The 24166-nt window shown below is 37.2% G+C and carries 20 protein-coding genes, 7 tRNA genes and 1 pseudogene; 6 read left to right on the top strand and 22 right to left on the bottom strand.

From position 1 onward, the window contains the following. Nucleotides 1-92: 92 nt before the first annotated feature. From menH to CN288_RS24450, 3 genes are read right to left on the bottom strand one after another with little or no spacing between them, the layout of a single operon-like run. Nucleotides 93-905, bottom strand: coding sequence for a 2-succinyl-6-hydroxy-2,4-cyclohexadiene-1-carboxylate synthase (menH, locus tag CN288_RS24460; protein ID WP_026593874.1), 813 nt, complete (start codon nucleotides 903-905; stop codon nucleotides 93-95). Then, complete coding sequence (menD, locus tag CN288_RS24455; RefSeq protein WP_026593875.1) at nucleotides 902-2656, bottom strand: 2-succinyl-5-enolpyruvyl-6-hydroxy-3-cyclohexene-1-carboxylic-acid synthase; 1755 nt, start codon at nucleotides 2654-2656, stop codon at nucleotides 902-904. Before menD ends, menH begins: the two co-directional genes overlap by 4 nt. Continuing rightward, nucleotides 2653-4047 carry an isochorismate synthase gene (locus CN288_RS24450; protein WP_026593876.1) on the bottom strand — a complete coding sequence of 465 codons (1395 nt, stop codon included), beginning with the start codon at nucleotides 4045-4047 and terminating at the stop codon, nucleotides 2653-2655. Before CN288_RS24450 ends, menD begins: the two co-directional genes overlap by 4 nt. A gap of 191 nt (nucleotides 4048-4238) precedes the next feature. Between CN288_RS24450 and CN288_RS24445 the strand changes: the two genes are divergently transcribed. Together CN288_RS24445 and CN288_RS24440 are read left to right on the top strand one after the other, a co-directional pair. Continuing rightward, complete coding sequence (locus tag CN288_RS24445; RefSeq protein WP_026593877.1) at nucleotides 4239-5192, top strand: 1,4-dihydroxy-2-naphthoate polyprenyltransferase; 954 nt, start codon at nucleotides 4239-4241, stop codon at nucleotides 5190-5192. Between the two features lie 158 nt (nucleotides 5193-5350). Beyond that, nucleotides 5351-6082, top strand: a complete 732-nt coding sequence (locus CN288_RS24440; RefSeq protein ID WP_026593878.1) for a TraR/DksA C4-type zinc finger protein — start codon at nucleotides 5351-5353, stop codon at nucleotides 6080-6082. Between the two features lie 43 nt (nucleotides 6083-6125). Here CN288_RS24440 and cspD read toward each other — a convergent pair whose 3' ends face one another. Continuing rightward, nucleotides 6126-6326, bottom strand: coding sequence for a cold-shock protein CspD (gene cspD / locus CN288_RS24435; RefSeq protein WP_001193054.1), 201 nt, complete (start codon nucleotides 6324-6326; stop codon nucleotides 6126-6128). A 485-nt stretch (nucleotides 6327-6811) separates the two neighbouring features. Between cspD and CN288_RS24430 the strand changes: the two genes are divergently transcribed. Then, nucleotides 6812-7594: a TIGR00266 family protein gene (locus tag CN288_RS24430; RefSeq protein ID WP_026593879.1), complete on the top strand. Its 783-nt coding sequence runs from the start codon at nucleotides 6812-6814 to the stop codon at nucleotides 7592-7594. Between the two features lie 40 nt (nucleotides 7595-7634). On the opposite strand, the gene CN288_RS24425 is transcribed toward CN288_RS24430, so the two are convergent. Further along, nucleotides 7635-8417, bottom strand: coding sequence for a MerR family transcriptional regulator (locus CN288_RS24425; protein ID WP_098303302.1), 783 nt, complete (start codon nucleotides 8415-8417; stop codon nucleotides 7635-7637). Between the two features lie 166 nt (nucleotides 8418-8583). Between CN288_RS24425 and CN288_RS24420 the strand changes: the two genes are divergently transcribed. Then, a complete protein-coding gene (locus CN288_RS24420; protein ID WP_026593881.1) occupies nucleotides 8584-9306 on the top strand; it encodes a lipase family protein in 723 nt (240 codons plus the stop codon). A 76-nt stretch (nucleotides 9307-9382) separates the two neighbouring features. Then, nucleotides 9383-9526, top strand: coding sequence for a hypothetical protein (locus CN288_RS29060; RefSeq protein WP_090688218.1), 144 nt, complete (start codon nucleotides 9383-9385; stop codon nucleotides 9524-9526). A 318-nt stretch (nucleotides 9527-9844) separates the two neighbouring features. Here CN288_RS29060 and CN288_RS29055 read toward each other — a convergent pair whose 3' ends face one another. Continuing rightward, nucleotides 9845-10075, bottom strand: coding sequence for a hypothetical protein (locus CN288_RS29055; RefSeq protein ID WP_176527733.1), 231 nt, complete (start codon nucleotides 10073-10075; stop codon nucleotides 9845-9847). Nucleotides 10076-10307: 232 nt separating this feature from the next. Between CN288_RS29055 and CN288_RS24405 the strand changes: the two genes are divergently transcribed. Then, the gene (locus CN288_RS24405; RefSeq protein WP_098303300.1) at nucleotides 10308-10589 is read left to right on the top strand and encodes a hypothetical protein; all 282 of its coding nucleotides are present in this window, start codon (nucleotides 10308-10310) and stop codon (nucleotides 10587-10589) included. A 412-nt stretch (nucleotides 10590-11001) separates the two neighbouring features. Here CN288_RS24405 and CN288_RS24395 read toward each other — a convergent pair whose 3' ends face one another. From CN288_RS24395 to CN288_RS24315, 16 genes and pseudogenes are all read right to left on the bottom strand, one after another. Next, nucleotides 11002-13410, bottom strand: coding sequence for a glycogen/starch/alpha-glucan phosphorylase (locus tag CN288_RS24395; protein ID WP_026593882.1), 2409 nt, complete (start codon nucleotides 13408-13410; stop codon nucleotides 11002-11004). An 11-nt stretch (nucleotides 13411-13421) separates the two neighbouring features. Next, entirely contained in the window at nucleotides 13422-14858 is a 1437-nt protein-coding gene (gene glgA / locus CN288_RS24390) for a glycogen synthase GlgA (RefSeq protein ID WP_098303314.1), read from the bottom strand. A 309-nt stretch (nucleotides 14859-15167) separates the two neighbouring features. After that, on the bottom strand, nucleotides 15168-16202 hold the full coding sequence (locus CN288_RS24385; protein ID WP_098303299.1) for a sugar phosphate nucleotidyltransferase: 1035 nt from the start codon (nucleotides 16200-16202) through the stop codon (nucleotides 15168-15170). Nucleotides 16203-16220: 18 nt separating this feature from the next. Beyond that, nucleotides 16221-17351, bottom strand: a complete 1131-nt coding sequence (locus tag CN288_RS24380) for a glucose-1-phosphate adenylyltransferase (protein WP_026593885.1) — start codon at nucleotides 17349-17351, stop codon at nucleotides 16221-16223. Next, nucleotides 17299-19236, bottom strand: coding sequence for a 1,4-alpha-glucan branching protein GlgB (glgB, locus tag CN288_RS24375; protein ID WP_098303298.1), 1938 nt, complete (start codon nucleotides 19234-19236; stop codon nucleotides 17299-17301). Before glgB ends, CN288_RS24380 begins: the two co-directional genes overlap by 53 nt. A gap of 365 nt (nucleotides 19237-19601) precedes the next feature. Then, complete coding sequence (locus CN288_RS24370; RefSeq protein WP_098303297.1) at nucleotides 19602-20546, bottom strand: L-lactate dehydrogenase; 945 nt, start codon at nucleotides 20544-20546, stop codon at nucleotides 19602-19604. A gap of 345 nt (nucleotides 20547-20891) precedes the next feature. Next, nucleotides 20892-21335, bottom strand: coding sequence for a carboxymuconolactone decarboxylase family protein (locus tag CN288_RS24365; RefSeq protein WP_098303296.1), 444 nt, complete (start codon nucleotides 21333-21335; stop codon nucleotides 20892-20894). Nucleotides 21336-21567: 232 nt separating this feature from the next. After that, on the bottom strand, nucleotides 21568-22440 hold the full coding sequence (locus tag CN288_RS24360) for an RNA polymerase sigma-70 factor (protein ID WP_098303295.1): 873 nt from the start codon (nucleotides 22438-22440) through the stop codon (nucleotides 21568-21570). Between the two features lie 271 nt (nucleotides 22441-22711). Further along, nucleotides 22712-22918: pseudogene (locus CN288_RS29050) on the bottom strand (hypothetical protein); the annotation flags it as partial. Nucleotides 22919-23507: 589 nt separating this feature from the next. Further along, nucleotides 23508-23579: transfer RNA gene (locus CN288_RS24345), tRNA-Glu, on the bottom strand. A 56-nt stretch (nucleotides 23580-23635) separates the two neighbouring features. Continuing rightward, nucleotides 23636-23710: transfer RNA gene (locus tag CN288_RS24340), tRNA-Asn, on the bottom strand. Between the two features lie 4 nt (nucleotides 23711-23714). Then, nucleotides 23715-23791, bottom strand: a tRNA-Ile gene (locus tag CN288_RS24335). A 10-nt stretch (nucleotides 23792-23801) separates the two neighbouring features. Continuing rightward, nucleotides 23802-23872: transfer RNA gene (locus tag CN288_RS24330), tRNA-Gly, on the bottom strand. A gap of 18 nt (nucleotides 23873-23890) precedes the next feature. Next, nucleotides 23891-23966, bottom strand: a tRNA-Lys gene (locus tag CN288_RS24325). 10 nt (nucleotides 23967-23976) lie between these two features. Beyond that, nucleotides 23977-24052, bottom strand: a tRNA-Thr gene (locus tag CN288_RS24320). A gap of 14 nt (nucleotides 24053-24066) precedes the next feature. After that, nucleotides 24067-24142: transfer RNA gene (locus tag CN288_RS24315), tRNA-Phe, on the bottom strand. Nucleotides 24143-24166: the final 24 nt, after the last annotated feature.

The following is a 24166-nucleotide window of genomic DNA, read 5'->3' as shown; positions in this document are numbered from 1 at the left end:
TACTATTACCTCCTTTTTTATCGTGCTAATAGTCAATTTAACTTGTCCATTAGCTAATCTATAAGTTCTACTCTCTTCAAAAGAAAAAAGTGTCACTGCATAGTTTTTAGAAATCCCTTTACTATTGTATCAAACTTTTGCGGTTGTTCCACATGAATTGCATGGCCAGCTCCATCAATTTTGACAAATTCCGCGTGCGGAATGCATTTTTTTATGTTTTTTAAGATCTGAAAGAATTTTGGATCGCTCTCTCCGTTCATTAACAAGACAGGCATTGCGAGCTCTTCAAGCTGATTCCACCATGAAGGCTGAGCACCTGTTCCCATACCCCTAAGACTATTTGCAAGTCCTCTTGGGTGATTAGCAAGTCTCTCGGTTCTTACCGCCTCTTGTACATCTCGTGACAACCTTTTTTGCGTTGCAAACAGCGGTATATTTTCCCACCTGCTTACGAAGGCGTCTATTCCTTCCAATTCAATTCGATCTGCAAGCTGTTCATCTTTCGCGCGGCGTTCTTGTCGGTCCGATTCCATTTCAAGTCCAGCTGTGCAATTTTCTAATAAAAGAGACTTCACACGGTTTGGATATAAGCATGCTATCGTAATCGCCAGTCTTCCACCCATTGAATAACCAAGTATATGTGCTTTTTCAATATGCAAATGATCGAGTAGTGCCGTCATTTGTCGTGATACATTTTGAATATCATAATGCGTAATTTCCTCGGGACTCTCTGTTTTTCCATGTCCAACAAGATCCACTAAGATAACTTGAAATTGCTTACTCCATGAAGAAATAAAAGAACGCCATGTCTCCATGCTACCCGTAAAACCATGAAGAAGTAGGAGCGGTTCTCCACTTCCGACCACTTCATATTCATACGTTACACCTTCTAGCATGACTTTCATTTCACTTCACCTTGCAAAATTTCGGTAACTATTTTCGATGTACTTGCCCATAGATCACGGTGCATCTTTAAGTTCTCATCACGATTCGTACAAATTTCTACAACGTGTAATCCTCGTTCAGTTGTTCCTTTTTGTACTTCTTCACGAAATGCTTCCCAACCATTTACACGCGCAAATGAACCACCATACATCTTTACAATATGTTCATAATCAAGTCCAAGCGGCGTTCCGAATAATGATTCAAAATGCTCTTTTGATTCATATTGCGGTAAGAATGAGAAGATGCCACCACCATCATTATTTACAATAACAATTGTTATGTTTAAATCATATAATTTTGCTGCTAATAGTCCGTTTAAATCATGATAAAATGATAAATCACCGATTACTAATACAAGGGGCTCACAAACAGTACTCGCACCTAGAGCTGTTGAAATAATTCCATCAATCCCATTCACACCACGGTTTGCCACTACATTGATTCTTTTATCTGTTGTAAAGAAGAACGTATCTGTATCACGAATTGGCATACTGTTGCTGGCAAATAAAGTTGCTTCCTCTGGTAACACATGAACAATATCAGTAATCACTTTTCCTTCAAATGCTGTTTCATATGTTTCGATTTCACGAAGCTTTTCCTTCGTCGCATCGTTTATATGTTTCCACATCCCGTACCAATCATTCTGTTCTCTCTTTTGCATATTATCTGTAAGTTCTTTACAAAATGAGATATCACTTGCACATACAACTTCCGTCGCTGCAAGAGCCGGGTCTCTCCATTTTCCTGACTCATCTACAACGATATGAACAGCTGTCTTTTGTTTCTTTATATATTGCGTTAAAGCTTTCGATACAGGCATACCACCGAAACGAATGATAACTTCCGGCTTCCAAGTATCCTTTAACAATTCATTTCGTAAAAATGTATCATAACAATCCATTACCATTGATTTATCATGTTCACCGCTTCTGAGACCTGAAAGGGGATCTGCTAAAATTGGATATCCGGTTTTAGCAGCAAACTGTATGATAGGTTCAGCAATCCCTGGATGACTATCGTCTCCACAAACAATAAGCCCCTTTTCCATACTTGAAAGGCGCTCTGTAAGAGAACTTACATATTCACTGGCCATCGTCATGTTTCCTTGGTGAACTGCCCCTGTATATTCACCACGACCTTTTTCCCATAAATCTGCTAAAGAGAAATTAGGAATGAGTGGTTCCCGAAGTGGGAAGTTAATATGGACAGGTCCCTTTGGCTCAAGGGACGCACTTGCAATAGCACGTCCAACTGTCATACGAGCATAATGATACATAGGCTCTCTAGCTTCTGGCAGTGCCATCTCCATAAATTGTTTCACAAAAGAACCATATAAATTTAATTGATTCATTGCCTGCGGTGCCCCAACATCTCGTAGTTCATGTGGTCTGTCTGCTGTTAAAACAAGCAATGGTACACGTGAATGAAAGGCTTCACAAATTGCCGGATAATAGTTTGCTGCCGCTGTTCCTGATGTGCACAAAATCGCTACAGGACGCTTCTTCATTTTCGCAATACCGAGCGCAAAAAAGGCAGCTGATCGTTCATCTACATGCAAATACGTTTTTATCTGTTCATGTTGCTCCATTAGTAAGGCTAACGGCGTTGATCGTGAACCTGGACTAATGACAACATCATATACATTTAGACGCGCCATTTCGTCCACAAACGCGCCTAAATAATATGATAATGCTTCTATATGATTATTCATTTCATTAATTCCTCCAAAGCACCAAGCATCGGTCTAAACTTCAAACTTGTTTCTTCATATTCAAGTTGCGGCACAGAATCAATCACAATACCGCAACCAGCAAATAAGGATGCCTTATCACCATTTAATAATCCGCAGCGTAAGGCTACCGCAAATTCACCGTTCCCTTTGTCATCTATCCAGCCGATTGGTGCTCCGTACAATCCGCGGTCTAATAATTCTACATCACGAATCAGTTTCATCGCTACGTGGCGAGGCGTGCCGCCAAGTGCTGGCGTTGGATGTAATTCTTCCACCATCGAAAGAAGTGATGCATCACCTTTCGCTTCAACTGGTGTATATAAATGTAGTAAATTTTTTGTTGTTAATAATCCTGGTTGCTGCGGAATATTAACAGACTCGCAATGCTCATTTAATACGCCTCGAATCATATTTACTACATAACCATGCTCTGCCAAATTCTTTTCATCATGAAGAAGCATCGCACCATTTTGTTTACTTTCTTCTATAGAATTACCATGACCAATCGAACCAGCAAGACACATGGATGTAAATTTCTTTCCTTCTTTTCGAATTAATCTCTCAGGCGTTGCTCCTAAGAAGCATGCCCCTTTATAATCAAAGGAAAATACGTAACAATCTGGCTGACCAATGCGGAGTGCTTCTAAAACACGAGCAGAATCAATATTTTGGTTCATCGTTAGTTTTAATTCCCGTGCTAATACAACCTTTTGTACGCTTCCTTTTTTCATTTCATCCTGTACTTTTACAATTGCATTCATCCAGCCCTTTGGGTCAACTTCTACTTTAGAAGTTACTGTTAACTTCTCCTCTGTAAGCTGGCCTTTGCATTCTTGTAAAATTCTTTCTTCCAAAGAAACAATTTCTTCATAAATTATCTGTGCCGAATCTTCAGCTGAAATAAATGTATTTATCGTTAACCATGCTTTTTCATTTTTGACTGTTAAAAGAAAAGCTGGTAACGACAATGTTGTATCTTTAAATTCTTTCCAAAGATCCGTTTGTTCTTTTTCTGGATCAAATGAAAAGCCACCAAATAAAAGTGGTCCTGTCCCAAATTCATACTCTTCTCTTTGAACAATTGCATTCTTCTGCACTTTACTCCACTCTTCGCGAGCATCTTGAAAGCGTTTGTCAGAAGAATTTGCTATAGTGAAAACAGAGCCAATTCCAGCAAATATCACATGCTGAGCCGGATCTGCAAAATAACATCTATTTTCGGATGCAATCCTTTTTCCTGCTGCATAAAAAAGAAGTGGATCCATCCAATCTATTTGCTTTACAAAACTGACCAATGTTTTTTCATTCGTCGCACGTGTAATAGCTGTAATTAGTACTTCTTGTAAATCTTTTTGTTTCGTCTGAATCACAGAATCTCCCCCCTATGGGCGAAAAATAGTCATAAATACGCTTGATTTTAAGATACACCTCAAACGAAAGCCCTGTCAACGTTTAGCATTTCTGAGAAATTCCCCTTCTCTTCCTAGAAAATAAACGTTGACACTAAATGCTGCTTTTCCTACACTTAATTGTGTATATTATGTGACAAGGAGGATTCAACATGGAAATGAAAGTCGAAACGAATTCCCCTTCTATGTCGCCAAAACCAAGTAAACAAACGGGTTGGCGCATTTGGTGGAGTTTATTACGTCCTCATACATTAACAGCAGCTTTTGTTCCTGTTTTTATCGGAACAGCTTATGCAATGCAAGTAGGGGGTATTAATCAAATACATCTCCCTCTTTTCTTTATCATGCTTCTTGCCTGTCTTCTCATTCAAGCAGCAACAAACATGTTCAATGAATACTTTGATTATAAAAGAGGATTAGATCATGAAGGTTCAGTTGGTATCGGCGGTGCAATTGTTCGCGACGGGATTCCGCCAAAAACAGTATTGAACTTAGCATTTGGATTTTTCGGTATCGCAATGCTATTGGGCGTTTATATTTGTATGAATTCTAGCTGGTGGCTTGCTGCAATCGGTCTTGTTTGTATGGCCGTTGCCTACCTTTATACAGGCGGCCCCCTTCCAATTGCCTATACACCATTTGGAGAATTAACAGCAGGATTATTTATGGGTGTTATTATTATTGGTATTTCTTTCTTCATTCAGACTGGCACTGTAACATCAGAAATTATTTTAGTATCTATTCCAAATTCGATTTTAATTGGTGCAATTTTACTTTCTAACAACATTCGTGATTTAGATGGTGATAAAGAAAACGGTCGTAACACCTTAGCAATTATCGTTGGACGTGAAAACGCAATTGGTGTCCTTGCATCTATGTTTATCGTTTCATACATTTGGACGATTGCCCTAATGATTGTCGGAATCGTCTCTCCATGGATGCTAATCGTATTCCTAAGTGCACCGAAAGCATTTAAAGCAACAAAAGGATTTATCGGAAAAAGTATTCCAATGGAAATGGCACCTGCAATGATTGCAACTGCAAAAACAAATACAATCTTTGGATTTTTAATGGGAATGGGCCTATTGCTTGGATATTTTCTATAGAAGAGGAGCTGCTAGTTAGCTCCTTTTTTCAATTTCAAAATATATCGGTGCTTTTTCAATATATGGGCGATGTCATTACCTTCCTAAATTCCTCCTCATATTTCCTGTAATCCAGCTCATACTACATAAAGAAACCGAATTGTAGGAAGGTGGATACTATGTTAACTCCACAACAAATCAATCATTTTAAGTCTATTTTAGAAAAGCAACAACAAGAGTTAGAACAAACGCTGCAAAATCATGAAGGGACAGACCGTGCTTCTGAACGGGAATCTGTTGGAGAATTATCGGCTTATGATAATCACCCTGGCGATATGGCTACCGAATTATATGAACGCGAAAAAGACTTTGGACTTATTGAATTTTGGCATAAGCAACTGCAAGATACAAAGGATGCCCTGCAAAAAATTGAAGCTGGCACATACGGGGTTTGCGAAGTTTCTGGTGAAGAAATCCCGCTGGAAAGATTAGAAGCCATGCCGACTGCTACAACTTGTATTGAACATACGACAAATAAATTAAACCTAGGTGCACGTCCCATTGAAGAAGAATTGGTAGAGCCACCGTTTGGCAAATACGATATGGACAGTGCCGTTGGATATGATGCAGAGGATGCTTGGCAAGATGTTGCTTTATATGGAACATCAGAAACGCCATCTGATTTAGAACGCCGCGACTCGAAGAATTTTGATGAGATGTATATGGATGCCGAAGAGCCACGCGGTTACGTAGAAGACTTTGAAAACTTCATCGGAACAGATATGTATGGGAAGAACCCACAGGTGTATGCGACAGAAGAACATGAAGAATATGAGCAGATGCTTGATGATTTTGAAGAGCGCACCTTTAAAGGGGAATTATCTCCGAATGAATCTAGTTCAAAAGAATAAAAAAAGCATTCCGAAATTCGGAATGCTTTTTCTCGCTAGCTAATTAGTTTTTTGTAACGTTAGCAGCTTGTGGTCCACGGTTACCTTCAACGATTTCGAAAGAAACTTCTTGACCTTCTTCTAAAGTTTTGAAGCCGTCGCCTTGGATAGCTGAGAAATGTACGAATACATCGTCTCCACCTTCAACTTCGATGAAACCGAAACCTTTTTCGCTGTTAAACCATTTAACTTTACCTGTTTGCATGTCATGTACCTCCTAAATAAAAATGAAACTATGAATCCACATGAAAAGGTGGATATAAAGGACATGAATGTATCTCAGACCTAACGCCTTGAATTAAACACGCTTTATTTCCGTACCACATTATGTAGCTCAATAGTGATTTCACTATATCACGCTCTATCAAAAACGTCAAATGAGAACACTTTCATTTCAGTATTTTTTTAAAACTTCACAAAATATGTAAACTATATAAACTAGTAGAAAACCTTTTTTGAGGCGGGAGAGAGCATCCAGCCTTGCATAGAAACGTTCAGACTCTTTTTAGCCCCTGCCCTGTAAAAAACAAAAGGAGAATGCAAGTAAATGTCACCTTTTGTTCTTCGTAGCAGCAACTTACATGTCGAAAAATTAAAATGACTTTTTGTTAAAAATTAGCAAAATGATTGTTTTCTAATCTCTTTAAATTCTGTACAATATGAGTATCCACTACATATGAGGTGAAAATAATGAAAGCACATGAAATTGAGTATAAATTATACGGCGATGATATGCAGTTCGTTGAAATTGAATTAGATCCAGAAGAAAGCGTAATTGCAGAAGCTGGCGCAATGATGATGATGGAAGACTATATTGAAATGGAAACCATCTTCGGCGACGGTGGCGGAAAGTCTAGTGGCCTATTCGGTAAACTAATGGGAGCTGGAAAACGTCTTGTTACGGGTGAAAGTATGTTTATGACTGTATTTACAAATACAGGTCATGGCAAACGTCATGTATCATTTGCTGCACCGTATCCTGGGAAAATCGTTCCAGTTGATTTAAGAGAGTATCAAGGCAAAGTAGTTTGCCAAAAAGATGCATTCCTTTGCGCTGCAAAAGGTGTTTCTATCGGAATTGAATTCACGAAAAAAATTGGTAGCGGCTTCTTCGGCGGAGAAGGCTTCATCATGCAGAAACTTGAAGGTGATGGACTCGCTTTCATGCATGCAGGTGGCACTGTGTACAAACGTGAACTAAAGCCTGGCGAAAAACTGCGCATCGATACAGGTTGTCTTGTTGCAATGACAAGAGATGTTGACTATGATATTCAATTTGTAGGCAATGTAAAAACTGCTTTATTTGGCGGAGAAGGGTTATTCTTCGCAACGTTAGAAGGACCAGGAACAGTTTGGCTTCAATCCTTAACACTTAGCCGTTTAGCAGCGCGTCTTACAAATCCTGCAGCTCAAAGCAGCGGGGAAGGTAGCGTTTTAGGTGGACTTGGTCGACTTCTAGATGGGAAAGAATAAAAAACAAATCGCTACGTCATAAGGCGTAGCGATTGTTTTTTCACTTATCTTCTTCTCTTGCGGGACTGTACATCCCATTTTGAATCATATAATACTCCATCGCTTCATTTAACCACGCCTCTTCTTCCTTTGTATACGGGGACGGAATCATATCCTCATACTGATCTTCTATATTTTCTAAGTTACCCAAAGTGTGTAAAGCATCCTTTCCTACATATTGAAGCGTTGCCTTCATATGTTCATTAACAAGCTTTTGCACCTCTGGGTTATGGACTGGCTTCCCAAATAATCTTTTCACTTCTTTCGACAACTGAATAAATTCTTTATCCAATGCGACCATCTCTTCTTCAGATTTATCGTATAATCGATCAACGGCTTTCTTATCCATGTATTCCTCAAGCCATAGGCGTTGTTCACTTTCTTTTTGTATATTACGAATTAAACTCATTAAAATATTACTATCTACTTGCCCTTCATCTTCTAATAACGTAATTGTCCGATTAATGGCTTTCAAAGAAGTTTCAATATGTTCCTTTTTTTCTTCAAAGGCTGTTTTTTGGCGTTGTAATGTTTCTTTTAAGCTTTCATTAAAGCTAGACATATTGATCATTACACATATTTCCTCTAGACTATATCCTAAAAATTTAAGACTCACTATCTTTTGCAACGTTAAGATATCTTTATTTACATATATTCGATGCCCAGACCTAGGATGTTTTTCCGGTTTAAGTAATCCGATGTCATCATAATAATGTAGCGTTCGTATTGATGTGCCTGTTCTTTTAGAAAACTCTCCAATTGAATAATTTTCATTGTTACTCATCCGTTATTCCCCCCTACATTGTTTTACCGATATGGTTACTCAAATCATACTACCTCACGTAACTGTAGGTTCAAGTATTAAATTGCTTCAAATTTCCTCAAAGAATGATTATTCCCTTTCACTCATATATTGAACTATTACTATTTCTTAAGGAGGGGCTTCCTTGATACGTGCTCCTTTATCTTTTGATAAAGATACTGCCATATTATTAGCTTCATGCTGTGAATTAACATATGATCAATATAAACAAAATGGCGTTTTTCAAATACCGGATGGATTTCAATATGTACAAGGCTTTCAAGCAAAGGTCATTCAAACAACAGAATGGTTTGGCTTCATATTAGAATCTGAGGATACCATCGTCGTTGCCTTTCGGGGAACACAAACTGATTTAGAGTGGATTATTGATTCACTTGTGAACCAAAAACCTTATCCATACGCCTTAAATAGCGGAAATGTTCATAACGGATTTCTCTCTATTTATGAATCTTGCCGTGATCCAATTATGGATATGCTTGTCTCCTTACCATCACATAAAAAACTGCTTGCCACAGGACATAGTCTCGGCGGAGCACTTGCCACACTACACATATTAGACGCGCGAGTGAACACTGCGTTTGCACAATACGGTCTCTATACCTTCGCTTCTCCAAAAGTCGGTGATATTACTTTTCGAAACTATTACAACATGCAAGTCGCAAGCAGCTTTCGCTTCGTTAATTTATTCGATGTCGTCCCGCTTCTTCCCCCGCGCAAAGTGCATTTTAATGACCGTGACTGGGAGTATACACATGTTCATCACAACATGACATTTACGAAAAATACAAAATCTATCGCCAACAATCACGCCATGACAACATACAAAACATGTCTGACTTCTCATTTTTGATACGGAAACATTTGGAAACAACATACCGGTATACTATAATAATCTATGTAACTACTTCTGGATGAGGGGACCAAACATGCTAAAATATTTCTTTGCACTTTTTCTAGTATTATTGTTTGCAGTTACAGGTTTCTTTACATTCTCATACTTTGCTACAGGCGAATATGGTGGGACTGGTATGTTATACTCGGTGACACCTTATATCTCTATAGTGAAATAATCAAAAACGGCTTGGAAGTTTCCAAGCCGTTTTTGATTTACCTACCTTTACTTTATGAATTCAACTCATTCTCCTTCATAAAGTGACACTTTAATCAGCGTTTTTTTCTTCATCCCCACTGATTATTGGCCCTCATCAATCAGGTTTTTACAAGCAGTTTAACTATCTAGTTTAATAATGATACATCACTAAATCTGCAAAAGAAAAGAAGTACTTTATACGAACGGATCTGTTACCCTATAATTCTATAAATCGTATGAATTTTATTTATGCTAGCAGTTAGTAAAACGGTAATATCAATCACCGTTCATTATTATTCTAAATATGAATCCATCCAAATAGCGTATTCAATAATGTGATACATATCAGCCAAACAAAAAGCCCCACATTAATTAGTAAATTTAAAATACCGATAAAAGCTGTTTTACCACTCCGTACTCCTTGTAAACCTATCATACTTATGATAAAAGATCCAAACAGCACACCAATCGCAAAATACTCTGGAGGTATCCCTGTAAACTTCCCGAAATAATAACTAAAAGGAGTCAAAGAAAATATAAAAATAAATACTATACAAGTCCAGCAACTAATTAAAGACCAGAATAAAGTTTTTTGCATTCTATCGCTACTTATATGATATATACAGCTAAAATTTCTATGTAAAATATTATATCCTTATTGCAGACTATTTTTTCAGAAAGAAGGTAATATATTGAAAAAAAAGAACATTTCCCTTTCTGTTTTCATCACACTACTTATTATTATAGGAGGAGTATATATCATGAAAGAAAAGCAAAAAAACGAAGCTAAAGAACAAGAACAAAAAAAAGAAGCAATGATACAAAAATCAAAGGAAGTAGCTATTGCTACAATAAAAAAAGACTTAGGTGTTGAAATGGTTGTAACTAGTTATCAATTAGAACCTACTATACAAATTATTTTTATTAATGGTCATCCAAACGACGATAAAAATAATAAACTAAGTGTATCCATTTCATATGAAGAAAATTACTTAGTTACTTCAATTGGATATGATTACTTACCACAAAAGACTAATATCTAGTTGTTTCATTACGAGATAATTATAAGAAAGAATTGACTGAAAACTTACTTTTTCTCGTTCTATTATTTGTAGTCTCATACTTTGCTACAGAGGAATACAGTGAAATTGATATGTTATATTTAGTAGCAAGCTAAAAAAAATCAAAAAGCTTGGAGGTTTCCAAGCTTTTTGATTCTCCTGAAATATAACGGACCAAACAAAAGACTTACCTTCCTTTGTTGTTTCCATCGTCTTTGCTAATAAGCTACCAGTTTCTTCTTTATTTTTTCGAACATTTCGAGAGACCTATGTAATCGTTTAATAAAGGCCCCTCCGCATCTTCGCAAGGGACCTTATCTTATTTCTATCAGATTTTACCGAAAGAGTACCCCTACTTCAAACAAAGTTGAGTGGGGGAGTATTCATATTCAGTTCACGAAAGCTTAACCATATCACCAATACCCCAAATCTCATTACTATATTGTAAAATCGTACGGTCACTCGCAAAGTGCCCAGATTGTGCAATATTGATGATCGACATCTCTAACCACTTTCTTCTGTTTTCGTATGCTCTCCCTACATCTTCTTGGCGCTCTGCATATGGACTAAAATCACGAAGAACAAAATACTCATCATTTTGGATAACAAGAGAATCATAAATTGCTTCAAATTCAGCGCCAGCATTTGTGAAGAAACCATTTGTTAATTGGTCAACTACTTTTTTAATATGCATATTGTGATGATAGTAGTCGTTCGCACGATATCCACCATTTTGATAATAATGCAGTACTTCTTCCGCCGTTAATCCGAAGATAAAACAGGCTTCGTCCCCAACTCTTTCTCTTATTTCAATATTAGCACCATCCAGCGTTCCGAGTGTAATGGCACCGTTCATCATAAACTTCATATTTCCTGTTCCTGATGCTTCTTTACTTGCTGTTGAGATTTGCTCACTTACATCTGCTGCTGGGAATATATCTTCCGCAAGTGAAACACGATAGTTTTCTAGAAAGATAACTTTCATATATTGACTCACATACGGATCTTCATTTACTTTTCTGGCAAGTTCATTTATTAATTTAATAATTTTTTTCGCATAATAATAGCCTGGTGATGCTTTCGCGCCGAAAATAAATGTGCGCGGATAAAATGAAAAGCTTGTGTCGTCTTTTAAACGATTGTACAAATATAAAATATGTAATACGTTTAATAATTGTCTTTTATAAGCGTGCAATCGTTTTACCTGTACATCAAAAATAGAATTTGGATCCACAACAATTCCCATCTTATTTGCAATTCTCTCAGCCAAAATACTTTTACGGTGCTGCTTTACAGAGTGTAACTTGTCTTGAAAAACAGTATCATACCGATAATCTTGCAACAATTGTAACTTTTCAGGTTGCTTCTTCCACTCCGTTCCAATCGCTTCTGAAATGAGATTCGTAAGCTGTGGGTTTGCTTTCATGAGCCATCGTCTATGAGCAATTCCATTTGTTTTATTATTAAATTTGTCTGGGAAAAACTCGTAAAACAACCGCATTTCACGTTGTTTTAGGATTTCCGTATGAATTTTTGCAACACCATTTACACTATAGCTTCCGACAATTGCTAAATGTGCCATTTTGACAAGATTATGCGCGATAATCGCCATATCTTCAATCCGCTTCCAATCATACGGATAACGCTCCCACAATTCATGACAAAAGCGTTCATTAATCTCTTCAATAATCATATAAATCCGTGGTAATAACGGTTTAAAAATATGAATCGGCCACTTCTCAAGCGCTTCTGATAAAGTCGTATGATTCGTATAAGAAATCGTATGAGTTGTAATATACCAAGCCTCTTCCCAAGCAAGCTTTTCTTCATCTAATAAAATGCGCATCAGTTCAGGAATCGCAAGAACTGGATGTGTATCATTGATATGAATCGCAATTTTCTCATGTAAATTGCGAAGCGTTCCGTTGCGTTCACGATGCAAACGAACGATATTTTGCAAGCTCGCTGATACGAGAAAATATTGTTGTTTTAACCGAAGTATTTTCCCTTCATCATGCGTATCATCAGGATATAAAAGTTCTGATACCACTTCTGTTTCACGTTTATATTTCAAAATATCCTTGCAGTTTTGCGGGAAGGAAACTGGCTCTGCGTTCCAAAGCCGAAGTGTATTCACAGTATCTGTTTCATATCCAACAACCGGAACATCATAAGGAACAGCCATAATAACTTCTGCGTCAGTATGTCGAAACTCTAAGCGCCCATTAATTTGTACGGCTTCCACTTGTCCAAAATAACTCACTTCCACTGCTTGATCATGCCTTCTTACTTCCCAAACATTTTCATGAAGAAGCCACTGTTCAGGCAATTCTACTTGATATCCATCGACAATTTTTTGATCAAACAAGCCATGCTTATACCGAATACCACATCCGTGTCCTGGAAGATTTAACGATGCAAGTGAATCAAGAAAACAGGCTGCTAAGCGGCCTAGTCCTCCGTTTCCAAGCCCTGCGTCCGCTTCGCTTTCCTCCAATTCCTTCAATGAAACCCCAAGTTCTGAAATACCTTTTTCACATACATCACGTATTCCTAGATTCAGCAAGTTACTACCAAGCAAACGACCGAGTAAGAATTCAATAGATAAGTAATACATTTGCTTTTGATTCCCGGTCCGGTACCTTTCATTTGTTGCAATCCAGTGCTGATTCATATACTCACGTACCATATGACCAAGCGTATTATACTGATCACGACTTGTAGAATCTTTGAAACTTTTTCCATACATCGTTTCTAGTTTTTCTAAAAAAGCTGCTTTAAAGCTTTCAACATGAGTAAACATCTTTTCACCACCTAAGAGTGTTTCAGCAAACTTTTATATAGTTCCTTGTATGCGAGAGCCGAATTTTTCCAGCTATAATCTTCTGTCATCGCCTGTTTGACAAGCTGATCCCATACCGGTTTATTATGATAGTACGTAAGCGCACGACGAACCGTATATAACATGTCATGAGCATTAAAATTTCTAAAGCTGAAACCATTTCCGGTCTCCGTTTTCTCATTATAAGACTGAACTGTATCATTCAATCCCCCTGTTTCCCTTACAATTGGGATTACACCGTATGCCAGTGCAATAAGCTGCCCAAGACCACACGGTTCAAATAATGACGGCATTAAAAATAAATCGCTGCCTGCATATACTTGATGTGCTAACTCCTCATTAAATCCGATATACACTTTCACTTTTTCTGGATACTCATATGCCATCCATTCGAAAAACTGCTCATATTCAGAATCTCCTGATCCTAAAATGATGCATTGTACATCATCTTCCATCATTTCATGAAATACCGTACGTACTAAGTCAAGGCCTTTTTGCTTTGTTAACCTTGTTACCATCGAAATAATTGGCGTATCTTCTTTTTCTGGCAAACCAAAGTAGCGCTGCAGTGCACGTTTATTTTCTTGCTTATCACATAGCGACTCTGCATCATACTGCGCAGTTATAAATGCATCTGTTTTCGGATTATATACGCTCGTATCAATACCATTTACAATCCCACTCAGCTTATCATTATATTTACGCAGTAAACCATCTAGCTTTTCGCCAAAAAATTCATATTGAATCTCTTCTTTATACGTAGGGCTAACCGCTGTAATACGATCGGAAGCGATGATGCCCCCTTTCATAAAGTTAACGTTCCCATAAAATTCAAGCTGTTCACTATGAAAATATTCGTCACCAAGCTCCAATAAATCATGCATAACCTCACGAGAAAATACACCTTGAAACTGCAAATTATGAATCGTATAAACGGTTTTAATATGTTGATATAACGGGTTGTCCCCATACTTTTCACGCAGTAAAAAATTCGCCATCGCGGTATGCCAATCATGACTATGAAGGATATCCACTTCAAAATCCAGGTGCGGCATACACTCTAATACTGCTTTAGAAAAGAACGAAAAACGTTCTCCATCATCATAATGACCATAAAGAGAATCCCTTTTAAAATAATATTCATTGTCGATTAAATAATACGTAATCCCGTCTTGCTCTCCTTTTAAAATCCCGCAATATTGATTTCGCCAACCGAGCTGAACATGGATTACTTTGTGAAGCGTACATGCTTCTCGCAAGTGCGCAGGAATAAGACTATAGTTCGGAAGTATAATGCGAACGTTCACTCCTAATTTTTTGAGTTCCTTTGGAAGTGCACCCGCTACATCTGCTAGGCCTCCTGATTTAATAAACGGTACGCATTCTGATACTGCAAATAAAATATTCACGTGTTGTTCCACTGCCTGAAAAGCGTGTACACTCTGTGCCGCCCTTCTTACAGCTTCCTCCCTTCGAATTTTAAATTCATATCATGATGAGCCAGTGAATCCCTATTAGATAGGATTTCACCGGCTATATAAATTCATTTTCATTTTTCAACATATAATCCACGCCATAAAAAAACAAAAGATACCCTCTATTTGCTTGCTTCTTTCGTTTTAACTTAGCATGGGGCCAAAAAAGGTACTGCCCACTTCTATGCAAGGCAGGACACTCTCTTCACCTAAAAAAAGAATGTTTTCATTTATATTGAGATTTCAAGAATAACTCGTAATATTTTGACTTCGGACACTACCTTTTTCCAAAACATGTGGTTGTTCAGGCGTTCCTGTTAAAACTACACCATCCTCAATCTTAACATCTTTATCAATAATAACACCATCTAATATACAATTATCTCCAATTTGGCTCTTTTGCATAATAATGCTATTGCGAATCACTGAACCTTCTCCAACCTTTACAGAACGGAAGACAACGCTATTCTCAACCTTCCCTGCAATGACGCTGCCATTTGCGATCATTGTATTTTGTACATTTGCTCCCTTTATATAACGCGTTGGTGGCTCATCTTTTACTTTTGTAAAAATTGGTGCTTCTTTCGTAAATAACTGCTTCCAAATAGAAGGCTGCAAAATTTCTAAACTATGCTTATAATAGCTTTCAATCGAATCAATGACAGCTACGTATCCTGTATGTTCATATGTTCCAATGTACAATGATTTCCCCTGTTTTTCTCTAACAACATCAAATAAACTATAATGCTCCATATCTTTATATGTTTCAAATAAATCTAATAATAGCTGTTTCTTAAGCACATAGGTTTGCAGGGGAACTCCTTCATGGCACACTTCCGTAACATCTGCTTCCGTATGTATATGTCTCTCTAATACTGCTTGAAAATTTATCGCTGTAACAAGATGACTATTTGTAATGACAACATACTCTTGTTTGCTGCGCAGAAAATAGTCAATATGTCTTCTAAAATGAGCAAAAGAACCAAACTCATCTTGATCGCATTGGCAATTCGGAGGAAATAAAAATAAGCCATCGCGTTTTCTATCTAAATCCCATTGCTTTCCTGATCCGAGGTGATCCATCAAGGAACGATTTTTATGACTTGTAAAAATCGCTACACTATGAATATGAGAATTAACCATATTCGAAAGCATAAAATCAATGAGACGATAACGTCCTCCAAATGGTAGTGCTGCCAGTGAACGATGCCCTGTTACTTTCTTTAAGGAAGGAAAACTCCCTGTTGCATTAATAATTCCTAACATTGATTCTCCCATTCATCTCATCCCCCTTTTCTATTTCCCCTCAGCTATTAGTACGACATCATCGATATTTTTTTCTGGACGAATAATTGTCCCATCTTCAATGACCATACCTGATCCAACAATTGCTCTTTCCACGATAACATTTTTACCAATGCATGCATCCGGCATAATGACCGAATCGATCACCATACTTCCCTCTCCAACCGTCACGCCTTGGAATAAAACTGAGTGTTTTACATCCCCTTCAATAACGCATCCTTCATTAATTAATGATTCTTCCACCTTCGCCCCTTCAGCAATATACTGTGGTGGTTCATTCGGATTAACTGAATAAATACGCCAACTATGATCATTTAAATGTAAAGACGATTCTTCACGAAGCAAGTCCATATTTGCTTCCCACAAGCTTTTTACAGTTCCAACATCTTTCCAATACCCTTCAAATGGGTAAGCCACGAGCTTTTTCTCTTCATCTAATAAAAGCGGGATGACATCTTTTCCAAAATCATTACTAGATTCTGGATTTCTTGCATCCATCTCTAAATATTCTTTTAACACGGCCCAATTAAAAATATAAATACCCATCGAGGCAAGATTACTTTTTGGAAACTGTGGTTTTTCCTCAAACTCAACAATTTCCATGTCTTCGTTCGTATTCATAATTCCAAATCGACTTGCTTCATCCCAAGGTACTTCAATAACAGAAATCGAAACGTCTGCTTCTTTTTCAATGTGGTAATCTAGCATTTTACTGTAATCCATTTTATAAATATGATCCCCTGATAAAATCAGAACATATTCTGGATCATACTGATGTAAGTAATTTAAATTTTGATAAATTGCACTTGCTGTTCCTGTATACCATTTCACGCCTGAAGATTCCGAGTACGGGGGCAATACAGTCACGCCGCCATTCACACGATCTAAATCCCAAGCATTACCGATTCCAATATAGCTATGAAGCTCAAGTGGCTGATACTGGGTTAAAATCCCAACGGTTTCAATACCAGAATTTGCACAATTACTTAATGTGAAATCGATAATTCGGTACTTACCACCAAACGGAACAGCTGGCTTGGCTAAATTCTTTGTTAAAGCACTTAAACGACTACCCTTTCCTCCTGCTAGTAACATTGCTACGCACGTCTGCTTTTGTACCATTTTGTTTTTTGCTCCCCTTTCTCGTTTTCACTGGTCTTAAAATAGATACACCAAATGGTGGAATTGTTATTTCTACATGAACAGACTGGTTATGATACGGCTCGCCTATTGCCTTCAGCCGTTTTTTATTCACCTGCCCTGAGCCGCCGTATATTTCATCATCACTATTTAAAATTTCGTTATAATATTGGAATTCTGGTACGCCCACTTTATAATTTTCGTACACAATGTTTGTAAAATTGCATACAACAACAAGAACGTCTTCCTCTTTATCTCCTTTACGAATAAACGAAAATATACTTTGCTCATTATTGTCAGCATCGATCCATTGAAAGCCTTCCTGTGAGTGATCAAGCTGCCAAAGTGGTTTTGATCGCTTATACAATGCTATGAGCTCTTTAAAGTAATCATGCATATAACAATGCATTTCAAAATCATGTAAATTCCAATCTAGATCCTCGAGATCTTTCCATTCATCAAATTGACCAAATTCTCCGCCCATAAAGAGCAATTTCTTCCCTGGATGTGCAAAGAAATACCCGTATAATAAGCGAAGCTGCGCAAACTTTTCCCAGTAGTCTCCCGGCATTTTATTTAACAATGATTTTTTCCCGTGAACGACTTCATCATGAGAAAGCGGTAATATAAAGTTTTCGGAGTAAGCATAGAGCAAAGAAAATGTCATTTTCTCATGAATATATTTCCGATATTCCGGTGCACACTCCATATATTTCAACACATCATTCATCCAGCCCATATTCCACTTATAATTAAATCCTAATCCCCCTTCATAAGTTGGAGCGGTCACAAGTGGCCAAGCTGTCGAATCTTCTGCAGTCATCAGAAATTCTTCGTCCTCTGCAAATACTGCCTCGTTTAACTCTCGTAAAAAGGAAACCGCATACTCATTACTTTGCTGCCTTCCTTCTTTTTCCCAATACAGCATATTTGCAACTGCATCGACGCGAAAGCCGTCAATATGGTAATATTTCATCCAAAACAATGCATTTGAAATTAAAAAATTTCGCACTTCCTGTTTTCCTAAATCAAAATTCACTGTTCCCCAAATACGATTTTCCCTTACATCCAAATCTTTATATTCATAAGTTGGTGCCCCATCAAATAAATACAAACCGTGAGCATCCTTACAAAAATGACCTGGTACCCAATCTAAAATGACACCGATTCCATATTTATGACATTCATCGACAAAATACATGAAATCATGAGGCGTACCAAATCGACTTGTCACTGCATAATATCCGGTTCCCTGATATCCCCATGAACGGTCATATGGATGTTCGACAAGCGGCATAATTTCAATGTGTGTAAATTGATGTTCTGCTACATAAGGAATGAGCTCATCTGCCATTTCTCTATATGAATACAAAGAGCCATCTTCTTTCTTTTTCCATGAACCAAAATGCAACTCATAAATTGCCATTGCTTCCTTATAACTTACTTTTCGTTTCTTCTTTCGGAACCAATTTCTATCATTCCATTTATATCCCCTTATATCAAAAATAACAGATGCCGTGTTTGGTCTTACTTCTGCATATGTTGCATAAGGATCTGCTTTTAAAATTGTTTCGCCACCTTTGGTTTCAATCGCATACTTGTATATCTCTTTTTCCTCCAAATGTGGTATAAACAATGACCAAATACCCTCTTCTGTCATTTTTCGCATCTTATGCTCGTCAATATTCCAATCATTAAAATCGCCAACTACACTCAAAGCTTTCGCATGAGGAGCCCATACTGTAAATCGTACGCCTTGTATTTCATCCTCTACTACAGGATGCGCGCCAAATATGTTATAGCTCTCATAACACTGTTTTGTGTGAAATTCATACACACTTTCTTCCATACAATTTGTTACACTCAATATGTTCACCTCACTAAGATGACAGAATTTTTATTACTTTGTAAACATTCGTTAAAATACTGAAATATCCTTGTGCATTTTTAAATAAATATACGTTTTTTCGCGGAAATTAAAGGGAACATTTTAATTTTCCGTTAAATATATCGAATTTTGACGAATATTCATTGAAAGCGGTTTATTTTAAAAAATAACAAAAAGCACTCTATGGGCAATAGAATGCTTTTTGTTATAAACGCCCCTTATCCAGTAAAGGAGGTATACTTTTGGGATATACAAGGGAACTGGAAAAGGAATTTGTATGAGGTTATATATAAAATTCAGAAGCAGGAAGCAGTTTCCCGCTTCTAAATCATTTATCAATTATCTTAAAGTACTGGTGCCATTGTTTCTTTTAATACTTTTACTGAGTGAGCGAACTTCGCTTTTTCTTCTTCATTTAACTCAAGTTCAACGATTTCACGTACACCTTCTCGGTTAATAACAGCTGGAACACCTACATAAGCGTCTTTCTCACCATATTGACCTTCAAGGTATGCAGATACAGTTAGTACACTGTTCTCGTTGTTTAAGATTGCCTTTGTTACACGAAGTAGTGACATACCGATTCCGTAGTAAGTTGCACCTTTACGTTCGATAATGTGGTAAGCAGCATCACGTACATTTACAAAGATTTTATCTAAATCATCTTGGTTATACTGTTCGTTGTTCGCTAAGATTGTTTCTAATTTTTGTACACCTATAGTTGCATGACTCCATACTGGAAGTTCAGTATCACCGTGTTCACCAATGATGTATGCATGAACGTTGCGTGGATCTACCTCTAAGTAATCACCTAGCATATAACGGAAACGAGCAGAGTCAAGAGTTGTACCAGAACCGATTATGCGTTCTTTTGGTAATCCAGATTCTTTCCAAGTTACATAAGTTAAGATGTCAACTGGGTTAGTTGCGATTAAGAAAATACCATCAAATCCAGTATCCATAATACCGCGAACGATTTGCTTAAAGATTTTTGTATTTTTCTCAACTAAGTCTAGGCGAGTTTCACCTGGCTTTTGTGGTAATCCAGCAGTGATAACAACTAAATCTGCATCTTTACAATCTGCATAACTACCGCTCCAAACCTTTGTTGGTGATGGAGAGAATGGTACTGCATGGCTTAAGTCCATTGCTTCTCCTTCTGCTTTCGCTTCATTTACGTCAACAAGTACGAATTCTTCAGCTACACCTTGGTTAATCATTGAGTAAGCATAACTACAACCTACAGCACCTGTTCCTACTAATACTACGCGATTGATACCTTTTTTCATGGTAATTTCCCCTCTCTATTGTTCACATTTATCATGATTGTTTAAGTAATTAATTAAAATACTAATTTAATGTTGTTTAACTTCCTTACATTCATATTGTAGCATAAGTTATTGTGAATTCATTCACAAATTATGACCTATTTGTGAACTTTTTCACACACAGTAGAAAGTTATTATATCAGGCTTGGAATCCATCAAAATGAAAGCCTTTTCTTTAGATTGTGAAAAGGCTGCTTTACTGTGTTGCTATCGTTTTGTCTATTAAAAATTAAAATAACACCTAATAAAAAAGCTATCCTTTCAACAACATTTCCAGAAAGAATAGCTTTCTCTTGGATCAAAGTTTTAACTTTTTTCTGGCATTAAGCGAGTGGCAACTCCAATCCTGTTCCATGCATTAATAGCAACAATCTGCATAATAAATTCAGCAATTTGTTCTTCTTCAAAGAATTTCCTTACTTCTTCATATACCTCATCAGGAATATGCGTTTCCGCTACTAGTGTAATCGCCTCTGTCAAAGCAAGCACAGCACGTTCTGCCTCTGTAAAGAACGGTGTCTCACGCCAAGCATTAAGAGCATAAATACGCTGCTCTGTTTCCCCTAGTTTTCGTGCATCTTTCGTATGGAGATCAATGCAATACGCACATCCATTGATTTGAGAAGCCCGGATTTTAATTAGCTCTTTCAATGTCTCATCAATGCTTGTAGTCATCAAATATTTTTCTAATCCCGCCATTGCCTTATAACCTTCTGGATTTACCTTTCCCATTAAAAACCTTGTTTCCATTGTATAGTCCCTCCATAAAATAAAATTAATTTATACTTTGGCGTCAGGATATTGAATAATGTCTTTCATAAATCTTTTCATATCATGATTGTAGTTCATGACAGACCTTCTAAAAGAAAACATATATAGCATCCCTTTCATACCCTGTCACTTATAAGACAAATTAGCTTTTCAATTTGTGACAAAATAAAAAGAAATCTTAAAAAAATAAAGATTTCTTTTCATTTTTATACTATAGAACTGAAATATGCTTTAATTTATCGGGATTGACTACAATGTAGATTCTTCTAATTAATTCTCGGCTTTCATCCCACTCAAAACATATAGCTTTCTCTGCACATCCCTTATTCCTTGCTAAGATACCAATTTGACCATTTATGATAGTTGGAAGAAGTTCGACTTGAAAGAATCCCTTTGAAACAATTGCCTCCAAAAATGTCTGGATACGCTGTTTGCCCAAAATCGGAAATATGGCTGCACGCACTTTACCTCCTCCATCAGTGACAAGAGCTACGTCCTCTCTCAACAGATTAATAAACGCCTCAAAATTCCCTGTTTCTGAACCTTGGATAAAGGTATGTACCATTTTTTCTGTATGAATCGATTGCTGCGGATGTACTGACACTTCATACTGTATCTTCTCTTTGCAACGGCTGTAAATCTTTCGGCAATTTACTTCTGATTTATTTAAAAGCTCAGCTATTTCACGATAATTGTACCCAAGTGCTTTCCTTAAAACGAATATGGCTCTTTCAACAGGAGTTAAATTCTCTAACAATACAAGGAATGCATAGGATACTCTTTCGCTTTGAATTATAGTTTCCATAGGATTTAATTTCGCTGTATCTATTTCCGGCTCAGGAAGCCATTCTCCTGTATATATTTCTCTTTTTTTCCGTGCTGATTGTAGTATATTCAAACAATGGTTCGTCGTCATCTTAATTAAATACGCTTTCATATTTCTAACTGGCTCTTGGTTCACATGTTGACTTTTCATAAGTATATCCTGTGCAACATCCTCCGCATCACTAACAGAGCCAAGCATTCGATATGCGACAGAGTATACTAAAGGTTGATAGGTTCGATACAAAGTTTCAAAATCCATATTATCACTCCATTCTATAGCGTGTCTCAATATAAAAATATATGATTTGTTATAATGAAAAGATTATTTTTCTGCTACGGAAGGCTTGTATAATTATCTCTTCCATTTTTTCATATTCCATCGCTCTCTCCTTTCTATTAGTCAGACGCTCAAAGCATAAAAAAGTATACTAAAAAACAGACGTATCAAAGTCTGTTTTTTCCCTGAATAACTATCCACTTAAATAAGAATGAAACAAAATATTTGAATTTCATGCAGGCTTGCTTTCTCTTTACGAGTTTTTGATACTCCCGTTATTTTGTTCCGAATGAAATATGTTATTTTCACTTGTAGCAACAATCTTTACCTTGTATGGCAGTTTGTTAATCCCAATATACATAACCGGATTCTTATCTTTTCCCTTACCCTTTTCAGGATTTAAATCAATAACGGACGTATCTTTTTCATCTTTCACTTCTTTTACCGTAATTTTATCATTTTAGTGCCTTTCACTACCACTGGTCATCTATTTCTAGAAGGATTGAACATTCTCTTTTTTAATGCTATTTTGTTTAAAAACAAGTGAAAAAGCATTACAACTTGTTTTTTAGCGTTCATATTTGTCTTATTTATTATGGCAAAACAAATTCACTTGCTTCGCTCTTCTTAATTCAGCGTGTAATGAAACAGAAATATTATATAATTTAGGAAAGTGGAAAGAGGTGATATTATGGAGGATAACATGCGGGAAAGCAGAAAAATAGCTACGCCCATTCTTTGGACTATTTCTTTACTTGTCGCTACACTATTAGTTTTTGTAATCACACGATTATATCCAAATACCAATTTACAGATTAGCATTGTTTTATTCTCTATCATAGACATTGGATTTATAGTCGCTTTGATATTGGGAATTAAGACAAAAAACGCTAGTATAATGATCTTCAGTGTTATATCTAACGGCATATTTTTTATACTACTATCCATTTTTATTTTTTTACTATTAGTTGCTAATGGTATTTCAGAACCGTAACAAAATCATTGATAAATAAAAAAAGAGATAGCAGATTATGCTATCTCTTTAAGTATGACCCGTACGGGATTCGAACCCGTGTTACCGCCGTGAAAGGGCGGTGTCTTAACCACTTGACCAACGGGCCAATTTCTGGCAGAGAAGAAGGGATTCNNAGCCACTTGGGTACTTCTCTATATTATATGGCTCCGCAGGTAGGACTCGAACCTACGACCGATCGGTTAACAGCCGATAGCTCTACCACTGAGCTACTGCGGAATAATGGTGGGCCTAAATGGACTCGAACCATCGACCTCACGCTTATCAGGCGTGCGCTCTAACCAGCTGAGCTATAGGCCCCCAATAGAAAAGCGGGTGAAGAGAATCGAACTCTCGACCAGAGCTTGGAAGGCTCTTGTTTTACCACTAAACTACACCCGCATAAAATTATAAAATAAATGGTGAGCCATGAAGGACTCGAACCTTCGACCCTCTGATTAAAAGTCAGATGCTCTACCAACTGAGCTAATGGCTCATTTTGAAAGTGGTGCCGGCTAGAGGACTTGAACCCCCAACCTACTGATTACAAGTCAGTTGCTCTACCAATTGAGCTAAGCCGGCTTGTGATTTCAAAATGGTGGCTCGGGACGGAATCGAACCGCCGACACGAGGATTTTCAGTCCTCTGCTCTACCGACTGAGCTACCGAGCCAGAAATAAATGGCGGTCCCGACCG

The organism is Bacillus sp. AFS023182, from assembly GCF_002560575.1.
In the GTDB taxonomy this organism is placed as follows: Bacteria; Bacillota; Bacilli; order Bacillales; family Bacillaceae_G; genus Bacillus_A; species Bacillus_A arachidis.
Note: the sequence above shows the minus strand (reverse complement) of the source record. Positions and strands in the feature narration are given on the sequence as shown.

Coding starts and splice junctions, on each gene's coding strand:
- menH (WP_026593874.1), bottom strand. CDS start 905: ATGAAAGTCATGCTAGAAGGTGTAACGTATGAATATGAAGTGGTCGGA.
- menD (WP_026593875.1), bottom strand. CDS start 2,656: ATGAATAATCATATAGAAGCATTATCATATTATTTAGGCGCGTTTGTG.
- CN288_RS24445 (WP_026593877.1), top strand. CDS start 4,239: ATGGAAATGAAAGTCGAAACGAATTCCCCTTCTATGTCGCCAAAACCA.
- CN288_RS24440 (WP_026593878.1), top strand. CDS start 5,351: ATGTTAACTCCACAACAAATCAATCATTTTAAGTCTATTTTAGAAAAG.
- cspD (WP_001193054.1), bottom strand. CDS start 6,326: ATGCAAACAGGTAAAGTTAAATGGTTTAACAGCGAAAAAGGTTTCGGT.
- CN288_RS24430 (WP_026593879.1), top strand. CDS start 6,812: ATGAAAGCACATGAAATTGAGTATAAATTATACGGCGATGATATGCAG.
- CN288_RS24425 (WP_098303302.1), bottom strand. CDS start 8,417: ATGAGTAACAATGAAAATTATTCAATTGGAGAGTTTTCTAAAAGAACA.
- CN288_RS29060 (WP_090688218.1), top strand. CDS start 9,383: ATGCTAAAATATTTCTTTGCACTTTTTCTAGTATTATTGTTTGCAGTT.
- CN288_RS24405 (WP_098303300.1), top strand. CDS start 10,308: ATGAAAGAAAAGCAAAAAAACGAAGCTAAAGAACAAGAACAAAAAAAA.
- CN288_RS24395 (WP_026593882.1), bottom strand. CDS start 13,410: ATGTTTACTCATGTTGAAAGCTTTAAAGCAGCTTTTTTAGAAAAACTA.
- CN288_RS24385 (WP_098303299.1), bottom strand. CDS start 16,202: ATGGGAGAATCAATGTTAGGAATTATTAATGCAACAGGGAGTTTTCCT.
- CN288_RS24380 (WP_026593885.1), bottom strand. CDS start 17,351: ATGGTACAAAAGCAGACGTGCGTAGCAATGTTACTAGCAGGAGGAAAG.
- CN288_RS24370 (WP_098303297.1), bottom strand. CDS start 20,546: ATGAAAAAAGGTATCAATCGCGTAGTATTAGTAGGAACAGGTGCTGTA.
- CN288_RS24365 (WP_098303296.1), bottom strand. CDS start 21,335: ATGGAAACAAGGTTTTTAATGGGAAAGGTAAATCCAGAAGGTTATAAG.
- CN288_RS24360 (WP_098303295.1), bottom strand. CDS start 22,440: ATGGATTTTGAAACTTTGTATCGAACCTATCAACCTTTAGTATACTCT.